The organism is Hymenobacter profundi, from assembly GCF_019334315.1.
In the GTDB taxonomy this organism is placed as follows: domain Bacteria; phylum Bacteroidota; class Bacteroidia; order Cytophagales; family Hymenobacteraceae; genus Hymenobacter; species Hymenobacter profundi.
Window position 1 is genome coordinate 18,733 of the sequence record NZ_JAHWGL010000068.1, and the last position, 10,381, is coordinate 29,113.

Annotated in this window: 9 protein-coding genes; 5 read left to right on the plus strand and 4 right to left on the minus strand. The window is 56.0% G+C overall.

What is annotated here, in order from left to right; all coding sequences use genetic code 11:
* Positions 1 to 6: 6 nt before the first annotated feature.
* Positions 7 to 1,815: a translational GTPase TypA gene (gene typA / locus KYK14_RS15075; RefSeq protein ID WP_219159937.1), complete on the minus strand. Its 1,809-nt coding sequence runs from the start codon at positions 1,813 to 1,815 to the stop codon at positions 7 to 9.
* Between the two features lie 189 nt (positions 1,816 to 2,004).
* Between typA and msrB the strand changes: the two genes are divergently transcribed.
* From msrB to KYK14_RS15090, 3 genes are all read left to right on the plus strand, one after another.
* Complete coding sequence (gene msrB / locus KYK14_RS15080; RefSeq protein ID WP_219159939.1) at positions 2,005 to 2,568, plus strand: peptide-methionine (R)-S-oxide reductase MsrB; 564 nt, start codon at positions 2,005 to 2,007, stop codon at positions 2,566 to 2,568.
* 66 nt (positions 2,569 to 2,634) lie between these two features.
* Positions 2,635 to 3,423 carry a DUF3050 domain-containing protein gene (locus KYK14_RS15085; RefSeq protein ID WP_219159941.1) on the plus strand — a complete coding sequence of 263 codons (789 nt, stop codon included), beginning with the start codon at positions 2,635 to 2,637 and terminating at the stop codon, positions 3,421 to 3,423.
* Between the two features lie 131 nt (positions 3,424 to 3,554).
* Entirely contained in the window at positions 3,555 to 3,905 is a 351-nt protein-coding gene (locus tag KYK14_RS15090; protein ID WP_219159943.1) for a hypothetical protein, read from the plus strand.
* A 9-nt stretch (positions 3,906 to 3,914) separates the two neighbouring features.
* Here the strand turns inward: KYK14_RS15090 and KYK14_RS15095 are convergent, their stop codons facing one another.
* Positions 3,915 to 4,415 carry a hypothetical protein gene (locus KYK14_RS15095; RefSeq protein WP_219159945.1) on the minus strand — a complete coding sequence of 167 codons (501 nt, stop codon included), beginning with the start codon at positions 4,413 to 4,415 and terminating at the stop codon, positions 3,915 to 3,917.
* Positions 4,416 to 4,693: 278 nt separating this feature from the next.
* On the opposite strand from KYK14_RS15095, the gene metG reads away from it, so the two are divergent.
* Positions 4,694 to 6,742, plus strand: a complete 2,049-nt coding sequence (gene metG, locus KYK14_RS15100; protein WP_219159947.1) for a methionine--tRNA ligase — start codon at positions 4,694 to 4,696, stop codon at positions 6,740 to 6,742.
* 181 nt (positions 6,743 to 6,923) lie between these two features.
* Here the strand turns inward: metG and pth are convergent, their stop codons facing one another.
* Positions 6,924 to 7,487 carry an aminoacyl-tRNA hydrolase gene (gene pth / locus KYK14_RS15105; RefSeq protein WP_208307950.1) on the minus strand — a complete coding sequence of 188 codons (564 nt, stop codon included), beginning with the start codon at positions 7,485 to 7,487 and terminating at the stop codon, positions 6,924 to 6,926.
* Positions 7,488 to 7,614: 127 nt separating this feature from the next.
* Positions 7,615 to 8,187 (minus strand): 50S ribosomal protein L25/general stress protein Ctc, encoded by a 573-nt coding sequence (locus KYK14_RS15110; protein ID WP_219159949.1) that lies wholly within the window; start codon positions 8,185 to 8,187, stop codon positions 7,615 to 7,617.
* Positions 8,188 to 8,445: 258 nt separating this feature from the next.
* Between KYK14_RS15110 and KYK14_RS15115 the strand changes: the two genes are divergently transcribed.
* Positions 8,446 to 10,335 (plus strand): CocE/NonD family hydrolase, encoded by a 1,890-nt coding sequence (locus tag KYK14_RS15115; RefSeq protein ID WP_219159951.1) that lies wholly within the window; start codon positions 8,446 to 8,448, stop codon positions 10,333 to 10,335.
* The last annotated feature ends 46 nt before the right edge of the window (positions 10,336 to 10,381 follow it).

Here is a 10,381-nt window from a genome sequence, read left to right on the forward strand (position 1 = left end):
TAAGAACTAGTCAGCCTGCTTAGCGTAGCGCAGACGCTCGTTTTCGTCAAGGTAGATCTTGCGCATCCGCACCGATTTCGGCGTTACTTCCAGGTACTCATCCTTCTGGATGTATTCCATGGCTTCTTCCAGCGAGAACTGACGCTTCGGAACAATCTTGGCGTTTTCATCCGAACCCGAAGCACGCATGTTCGTGAGCTTCTTACCTTTCTGGATGTTGATAGTCAAGTCGTTGGGGCGAGTATGCTCACCGATAACCTGGCCAGCGTACACTTCCTCACCTGGATCCACGAAGAACTCGCCGCGGTCCTGCATCTTATCGATGGTGTAAGCGGTGCCGGGACCCGTTTCCAGCGAAATCAGCGAGCCGGAAATACGACCAGGGATATTGCCTTTATGAGCCTCGTACTTCACGAAGCGGTGGTTCATGATGGCCTCACCAGCGGTGGCAGTCAGCACGTTGTTACGCAAGCCAATCAGGCCGCGCGACGGAATGTTGAACTCCAGGTGCTGCAAGTCGCCTTTCGGCTCCATGATGGTCAGCTCGCCCTTGCGCATCGTCACCAGCTCAATCACCTTGCCGGCGGTTTCCTCGGGCACGTCTACTACCAGGTGCTCGATGGGCTCCAAACGGTGGCCGCTCTCGTCTTCCTGGAACAGTACCTGGGGCTGGCCTACCTGCAATTCGTAGCCCTCGCGGCGCATCGTTTCGATGAGTACCGACAAGTGAAGAATGCCGCGGCCATACACCAGGAAGGAGTCCTCCTTATCGGTGTCTTTCACGCGCAGGGCTAGGTTTTTCTCAGTTTCCTTGTACAGACGGTCGCGCAGGTGACGGGAGGTCACGAACTTACCTTCCTTGCCAAAGAACGGCGAGTTGTTGATGGTGAACAGCATGTTCATCGTCGGCTCGTCGATGCTGATGCGGGGTAGGGCTTCCGGGTTGTCCGGATCGGCGATGGTATCGCCAATGTCGAAGCCTTCAATGCCCGTTACGGCGCAAATCTCGCCCGAGCTAACTTCGGGAACCTTCACACGGCCAAGACCTTCAAAAATCTGAAGTTCTTTGATTTTAACTTTCTTAACCGAGCCGTCAGCTTTCATCAGGCTCATGTTGCCGCCTTCTTTCAGCGTACCACGGTGCACACGGCCGATAGCGATACGACCTACGAACGACGAGTAGTCGAGCGAGGTAACCTGCATCTGGGGCGAGCCGTCCAACACTGGTGCAGCGGGGATAGAAGCTACCACAGCGTCGAGCAGCGGGATGATGTTGTCGGTCTGTACTTTCCAGTCCGTGCTCATCCAACCTTGCTTCGACGAACCATAAAGGGTCACAAAGTCGAGCTGGTCTTCCGAGGCGCCCAGGTTGAACATCAGGTCAAATACCTGCTCGTGTACCTCGTCGGGACGGCAGTTTTCCTTGTCTACTTTGTTTACTACCACGATGGGCTTCAGGCCCAGGTCGATGGCTTTGCCCAACACGAAACGGGTCTGGGGCATGGCGCCTTCAAAGGCGTCGACGAGCAGCAATACGCCGTCGGCCATCTTCAGTACGCGCTCTACCTCACCACCGAAGTCGGCGTGACCAGGGGTATCAATGATGTTGATTTTAACGTCCTTATAGCGGACGGACACGTTCTTGGAAACGATGGTGATACCCCGCTCGCGCTCCAGGTCGTTGTTGTCGAGAATCAGGTCGTCGAACTGTTGGTGTTCGTCGAAGATTTTCGAGGCATGAATGATTTTGTCCACCAGCGTAGTCTTGCCGTGGTCAACGTGCGCAATAATTGCGATGTTCCGAATGTTCTGCATACAAAGGGTTTTGCGGGTGCAAAGGTACGCATTTTTAGCGGCAAAAGCGCACAGCAACAAAAAGATAACTCACTGTGACTGAAAGAGCCGCGCTGCGTGACAGAACCGAACGCAAAGCCAACTGCGTACGTTTCATTACAGACGGGTTTCCTACCCGTTGTCTCCTCCGGCCTTTCATTTCCTACCCTCATGCGTACCTCCTTGCTGGCTTTGCTGTTAGCCCTTGGCATCAGCACCACGGCTTGTTCTCAGAATAAAACCAAAACCGTCCCCAATGGCCCCGACGTGCCGGCCCGCACCGTCAACAACGTGGATAAGAAATATGCTGCGCCTAAGCCCGTGACGGGAAAGCCCGGCGAGTTTCCGGTGCAGAAAACCAGCGCTGAATGGAAAAAACAACTCACCGACGAGCAATTTTACATTCTGCGTGAGAAAGGCACCGAGCGCGCGTACAACAACCCTTACTGGGATAACCACGCCAAGGGCACCTACTACTGCGCCGGCTGCCACAATCTGTTGTTCAACTCCAGCACCAAGTTTGAGTCGGGCACGGGCTGGCCGAGCTTTTGGGCGCCTGCTACCGATAATAGCCTGAAAGTGACCGATGACGAAACCTTTGGCATGAGCCGCGACGAGATTGTGTGTGCCAAATGCGGCGGCCACCTTGGCCACGTCTTCGACGATGGCCCTAAGCCTACTGGCCTGCGCTACTGCATGGATTCGTACGGCATGACTTTCGAGAAAGCGAAATAACCTAAGCTGAACCTTATTTTTGTGCCGCTGAGCTTCGGCTTAGCGGCATTTTTTATTTTCCTACTTATGTCCGCTCACCCCAATTCCATAGAAGGCCTGCAACAGCAGTTGGCCCCCGCCCGTCAGCAACTCGTCGACCACGGCGTGTACCACGCCCTCACGTCGCTCGACGATTTGCGCACGTTCATGCAGCATCATGTCTTTGCCGTGTGGGATTTCATGTCGCTGCTGAAAGCGTTGCAGCGTGAGCTAACGTGTGTAACCCTACCCTGGGTGCCTAAGGGCAACCCCGCTACCCGGCGTCTCATCAACGACATCGTGCTAGAAGAGGAAACCGACGTAGATCCTGAAGGCCGCCCCAGCAGCCACTTCGAGCTGTACCTGCGCTCCATGCAGGAGTGCGGTGCCGATACTCAGCCGGCAGAGCGCTTGCTGGCGACGTTGGCCGAGGGCAAAACTGTAGCCGAAGCTCTAGAAGCCGCGCAAGCACCAGCCTCGGTGCGGGAGTTTGTGCTGAGCACGTTTGCTATCATCGACTCGGGCAAGCCGCACGCCGTGGCTGCGGCTTTCACGTTTGGCCGCGAAGACGTGATTCCGGATATGTTTCGCCACCTCGTGGCTGACTTGCAGCGGCGCTTCCCCGGCCAGCTCGATACGTTTGCGTACTACCTCAACCGCCACATCGAGCTGGACGAAGAAGTGCACACACCGCTGGCCCAGCAAATGGTGCGCGAACTGTGCGGCGATGATGCGCAGAAATGGCAGGAAGCCGCTACCGTGGCTGCCGAGTGTATGAAGGCCCGCGTGGCTCTCTGGAACGGTATTCAGGCCGACTTGGGCGTGGTGACTTCATAATGTACTCGCTGGAAGTAACCAATACCATTGTCATCCTGCGCAAGCGCAGGATGACAATGGTATTACTGGCAACTGAATACAGAACGGGCGCGTTGTAGGAGAAAATACCTCCCACAACGCGCCCGTTCTGTATGTCAGCCCGATTTTTATTTTCGTTTCTCAGTGCGTCGTTGCTGCTTGGCAGTTCAGCCTGCACCATCTCGCAGGAGCAAGGCGTGGAGGTAGCCCGTCCGGCCGTACCAGCCGAAATTCTGACGGATGCCGACCGCCAGGCTGCCTATAACAGCAACGCGGGCTTCGGTAGCGGCACCGCGCCCGATGCTACCCCCGGCCGGGTGCAGCCCGGGCAGTCGGCCAGCGACGTAAACTCCCGCAAACGTCCCGAGAGCCTGAATACTAACCTACCCAACAACACACCCACCGAAACGCGGCTTAGTCGCCTGCGCGGGGCGCCGGTAGATACGTTGCGGTTGCCCCGGTAAAACTAAGGCTTACTGCGTATCGGCAGGGCTATCGGCCGAAGTGGTTGGGGCAGGTTTTTTGGCGCGTGAAGGCCGGCTGCGGGTAGATGTGGCAGCAGGTGCGGCGCGGCGGCGCGGCGCGGCGGCTGATTTCGGTGCGGCTTCCTCCGTATCAGCCGGCGCGGCGGCTAGCTCTTCCGTGTCAATGCTATCGGAAGCGGCGGGGGTAGGGGTGTCGTAGTGGCGCACTATGGTATGCAGGGCTTGCTCAAACATGCGTTCTGTGTCGGCATCGAGGCGGTTGGTGGCTTCGCGCACCACTTCCTTCAGCTTGGCTTTGGTTTCCTTGCGAATGCGCTTTACTACCTCGTTCATGCGCTTGTCCAGCTCCTTTTGCAGCTCTTTAGCGGCGGCTTTCAGCGCTTTCTTCTGACTGCTTTTCTTCTCGGCGCGGTTGTCGGTTACCAGTTCCGTGGCTTTGGGGCTGCTTTTCTTCTTGGTCTTGCCCTCGGCCTTGTCAGTATCTACCATAGACGCTTTTGTATTAATAAGATCAGCTTTGGCTGTCTTCAGTTTTTTCTCCAGTTTTTTCATGGGTAGGGAAACAAAAAGATGAGATGTTCTTGGTAGCAGATACGCGCACGCGGCTCGACTGTTGTGGCGAAAGGTAGTGCGTGTGGCGAGGACAAATTCATTAAGAATTTGTTACCACCGCAACTCCTGTTTTTTACTCGTTCCTTTGCCGGAAAATTGGCGCTCTTCTGCGCGCCGTTTGCACTCCGCGACGACTGTTCTTGGTTTCTCTTTCTATGCAAACTCTTCCCCAACGCTATACCGTTACGGCGGCCCTACCCTACGCCAACGGCCCCGTGCACATTGGTCACCTGGCGGGTGTGTACCTGCCGGCCGATATCTACGTGCGCTACCTGCGTGCCCAGCAGCGCGATGTCAAGTTCATTTGTGGTTCCGATGAGCACGGTGTGCCCATCACCATTCGCGCCCAAAAAGAAGGCGTGACGCCCCAGCAGGTGGTCGATAAATACCACGCCATCATCAAAGATTCTTTCCAGGAATTTGGGGTGTCGTTCGATATTTATTCGCGCACTTCTTCCGAAACGCACGCCGAAACGGCCAGCGGTTTTTTTCGCAAACTCTACGACGATAACAAGTTTATCGAGCAGGTTTCGGAGCAGTATTATGACGAAAAAGCCGGGCAGTTTTTGGCCGACCGCTACATCGTGGGCACCTGCCCGCACTGCGGCAACGAGAATGCTTACGGCGACCAGTGCGAGAAGTGCGGCTCGTCGCTGAGCCCGAGCGAGCTGATCAACCCGCGCTCCATGCTCTCCGGCAACCAGCCGGTGCTGCGCGAAACCAAGCACTGGTACCTACCCCTCGACCAGTACGAACCCTGGCTGCGTGAGTGGATTGTGGAAGGCCACAAGCAGGACTGGAAAACCAACGTGTACGGCCAGTGTAAATCCTGGCTCGACCAGGGCCTGCACCCCCGCGCCGTGACGCGCGACCTGGATTGGGGCGTGCCCGTGCCCGTAGCCGGCGCCGAGGGCAAAGTGCTATACGTGTGGTTTGATGCGCCTATCGGCTACATCTCCGCCACCAAAGACCTGCTGCCCGGCGACGCCTGGAAACCCTACTGGCAGGATGCCGGCACCAAGCTGGTGCACTTCATTGGTAAGGACAACATCGTGTTCCACTGCATCATCTTCCCCGCGATGCTGAAGGCTCACGGCGACTACATCCTGCCCGACAACGTGCCCGCCAATGAGTTCCTGAACCTGGAAGGCGACAAAATCTCTACCTCCCGCAACTGGGCCGTGTGGCTGCACGAGTACTTGCAGGATTTCCCTGGCAAAGCCGACGTGCTGCGCTACGTACTGTGCGCCAACGCTCCCGAAACCAAGGACAACGACTTCACTTGGAAAGATTTCCAGGCGCGTAACAACAACGAGCTGGTTGCCAACCTCGGCAACTTCGTGAACCGCGCCGTGGTGCTCACGCACAAGTTCTTCGAAGGCAAAGTGCCCGAAGCCGTAGGCTTCACCACCGAAGACGAAGACGTGTTGCGCCAGCTCGCGGAGTTCCCGCAACGAGTAGGCGACCTGATCGAAGCCTACCGTTTCCGCGACGCGCTGAACGAGCTAATGAACCTCACGCGCCTCGGTAACAAATACTTGGCCGACATGGAGCCCTGGAAGCTTATCAAAACCAACCAGGCCCGCACCGGCACCGTGTTGCACGTGGCTCTGCAACTAGCTGCTGGTTTGGTGACGCTGCTAGAGCCGTTCCTACCCGCTTCGGCTGAAAAGCTGGGTCAGATGTTGAACCTGGAAAAAAGCAACTGGCAGCAAGCTGGCCGCCCCGACGCCCTACCTGCTGGCCACCAACTACAGCCCGCCGCCCTGCTCTTCGACAAAATCGAGGACGCCACGGTAGAAGCCCAGGTGCAGAAGCTGCTCGACACCAAGAAAGCCAACGAGCTAGCCGCCGCCGTAGCGGCTCCCGCCAAGGCTGACATTTCGTTTGAGCAGTTTCAGCAAATGGACCTGCGCATCGGCACCATCACGGCCGCCGAGAAGGTAGCGAAAACTAAAAAGCTGCTAAAGCTAACGGTCGACCTGGGTCTACCCGAGCCGCGCACTATCGTGTCGGGCATCGCTGAGCATTTCCTGCCCGAAGCCCTCATTGGCCAGCAAGTACAAGTGCTGCTCAACCTGGCGCCCCGCGAAATCAAAGGCATCCAAAGTCAAGGCATGCTGCTGATGGCTGAAAACGCTGATGGTGTATTGTCGTTGATGCAACCGAGCAGCGCGGTGCTGCCTGGTTCGGGCGTGGCGTAAATAGGGTTAGCAGCAGTTCGCAAAAAAGCGTCTGTCATCCTGAGCGGAGCGAAGGACCTTCTCACGATAGAACGAGTCGTTGGTACGATGGTCGTTCTATCGTGAGAAGGTCCTTCGCTGCGCTCAGGATGACAGACGCTTTTTTTATGTGTCGCCTATCCACGGGCGCCTGCAAGGCGCCCTACTTCGTGTTCACTACGTTCATCGTGCGTTCCAGCCCAATCAAGCCGAACGACAGAATCGCGTCGGCTGCCCGCTCGATGTGGGTGGAAAGGTCAATCTGCTCATCGGCGGTGAAGGGATTGAGTACGTAATCCACCTGCCTACCCTTCGAGAAGTTGGCATCTACGCCGAAGCGCAGGCGAGCGTATTCGTCGGAACCAATGCTTTCTTGGATGCTTTTCAAACCGTTGTGCCCACCGGCCGAGCCTTTTCCTTTCAGGCGCAGCTTGCCGTAGGGTAGGGCCAGGTCGTCGGTTACCACGACCATATTCTCCTTCGGAATTTTCAGGCTGGTGAGGTAGTGCGCGGCGGCTTTGCCGCTCAGGTTCATGTAGGTAGTGGGCTTCACCAGCACAAAGGTTTTGCCTTTATGCTTGATTTCGGTAACGAAGGCATGACGGCCTAGCTCAAACCGGGCGTCATTTTTCTGCGCCAGATAATCGGCCACCATAAAGCCAATGTTGTGGCGCGTATCGGTATACTCCGGCCCAATATTGCCGAGGGCGAGAACGAGGAATTTCATGCGGTAAGGTAGGCGCTTAGCCTCTTATAAGAACGAAGTTGCAAAGAACACGCTCCATTTTTCATAAAAAAAGCCGCTCTTGTGGGAGCGGCTTTTTTGTATACGATACGTGGCCGAAGCCAGTAACTTATTTTTCGTTGGCCATCTGGCCTTTCAGCGCACGTGGGATGGCCACGGTAGCGATAGGAGCCATCTGGTTGGTCAGGATAGTGTAGTTGTCAGGCTCCACTTTGCTTACTTTAATTGACTTGCCGAGGCCCAGGTCCGAAATATCCACTTTCACGGAATCGGGCAGGTTTTCGGGTAGTGCTTTCACTTTCAGCTTACGCAGCTTGCTTACCAGCTTGCCACCGGCCAGTACGCCCGGCGATACGCCTACGTATTGTACGGGCACATCCATCTTCACTTCTTTGCCGTCTTGCAACAACAGGAAGTCAACGTGCAGCAGCATTTCGTTTACGGGGTGAAATTGCGCGTCCTGCACGATAGCACGGTAGGTAGTGCCCTCAACGTTGAGGTCTACAATGTGTACTTCGGGGGTGTACAGCAGTTCGCGGAACAGGATGGCCGGGGCTGAAAAATGCACTTGCTCGTCGCCGCCGTACAGTACGCACGGTACATACGACTCCAGGCGCAACGCCTTGGCATCTTTCTTACCGAGATTCGCTCTTTTAAACCCTACAATCTCGAGGCTTTTCATAAAAACGTGTGTTTGAGAGAAATAGAACGCCTACCCCACATGGGTAAACGGGCCGCAAAGGTAGTGAATAGTTTAGGTTTTACATATTGTCATTCCGAGTGAAGCGAGGAATTTGAGTAAGTCGTTGTTCTTGTTCACCCAGATTCCTCGTTGTACTCGGAATGACAGCTGCGCAACCTACTTGCAAAACAGCAGACTTTAGCAGCAGCCTCCGCAGGCAATTCTGTACTTTGAGGCACTCATTTTATTCCCTCTCCCATGAAACAAGCAGTTATGCTAAGCATACTGGTGTGGTGCGGCGCCCCGGCGCTGGCTCAGCAAGCCGATAGCTACGCCAAAGCACACTATACCAAGCAGGAAGTGTACATCCCGATGCGCGATGGCACCAAGCTGTTTACGGCCATCTACACGCCCAAGGATGCCTCTAAGCAGCACAAGTACCCCATGATGATGCAGCGTACCTGCTATAGCATCGCGCCCTACGGCGAAGGCAAATACCCGGCGCGCTTAGGTCCATCGGAAACGATGATGAAGGAGGGCTACATCTTTGTGTATCAGGATGTGCGCGGGCGATACAAGAGCGAAGGCACCTGGACCAACATGACGCCTGTTATCGACAACAAGAAGGGCAAAAAGGACGTCGATGAAGGTTCTGATACCTATGATACCATTGAGTGGCTGACCAAGAAAGCGGCCAACAACAACGGTAGGGTAGGGCAGTGGGGCATTTCCTACCCCGGTTTCTACACGGCGGCCGGCATCCTGTCAGACCATCCGGCGCTGAAAGCGTCCTCGCCACAGGCACCCGTTTCGGATTTCTTCTTCGACGATTTTCACCACAACGGCGCGTTTCTGGAATCGTACATCTTCACCTTCCCGGTGTTTGGGGTGCAGAAGCAGGATACCACTAGCCGGGCCTGGTACGGCGCCCAAACCATCAAGCCGAACACCAAAGACGGTTACCAATTTCTGCTGGACCTGGGTCCGCTGAAAAACGCCGACCAGTACTACGCCAACAACTTCTTCTGGCAGGAAACCATCAACCACCCCAACTACGACGAGTTCTGGAAGAAGCGCGGCCTACTTGAGCACTACAAGTCCGGCATCAAACCGGCCGTAATGACCGTGGGCGGCTGGTTCGACGCCGAGGATTTGCGCGGGCCACTCACCATCTATAAGACTATCGAAAAGAAGAACCCCAACGCCTACAACACCATCGTGATGGGGCCATTTGGGCACGGGCGCTGGAGCCGCGAAACCGGCCACACCATGCACAGCAACGTGTATTTCGGCGACAGCATCGCTACGTTTTACCAAAAGAACATCGAGGCCAAATTCTTCCGCCACTTCCTGAAAGAAGATGGCAGCAAGAACTCTGGCCTACCCGAAGCCTATATGTTTGACACGGGCAAAAAGCAATGGGAAACCTTCGCCAAGTGGCCCGCCGCCAATGCTACCCACCAAAAGCTCTACCTGGCCGCCGATGGCAAAATTAGCCAACAACCTGCCGCCACGCCCGGCACCACTACCTTCCTCAGCGACCCGCTGAAGCCGGTGCCCTACACCGAGGACCTGACGACCACCATGGGCTTCACGCCGCACAACTACATGAGCGAAGACCAACGCTTCGCCGGCCGTCGCCCCGATGTGGTGGTATTCCAGACCGACGTATTGACCGAAGACGTGACCTTGGGCGGCGAAATCATGGCCAAACTGCAAGTGGCGACCACCAGCACCGACGCCGACTGGGTAGTGAAGCTCATCGACGTGTACCCGGCCGATGAGGCCAACAATGACTACATGCCCAACAAGAACATCATGCTCAGCAACTACTGGCAGATGGTGCGCTCAGAGGTGATGCCGGCCCGCTTCCGCAACAGCTTCGAGAAGCCCGAGCCGATGGTAGCGAATCAAAAAACGGAGGTGGATTTCCGGTTGCAGGACGTGCTGCATACCTTTAAAAAGGGCCACCGCATCATGGTGCAGGTGCAGAGCACATGGTTCCCGTTCATCGCCCGCAACCCGCAGAAGTTTGTGGCGAACCCCTACAAAGCCGACGCCAGCGACTACGTGAAAGCCACGCACACCGTGTACGGCGACAGCTTCCTGGATGTGGAAGTGTTGCCGACAGGTAAGGAGAAGATGTAATAAACATCTGTCACCCTGAACGCAGTGAAGGACCTTATGCTACCAG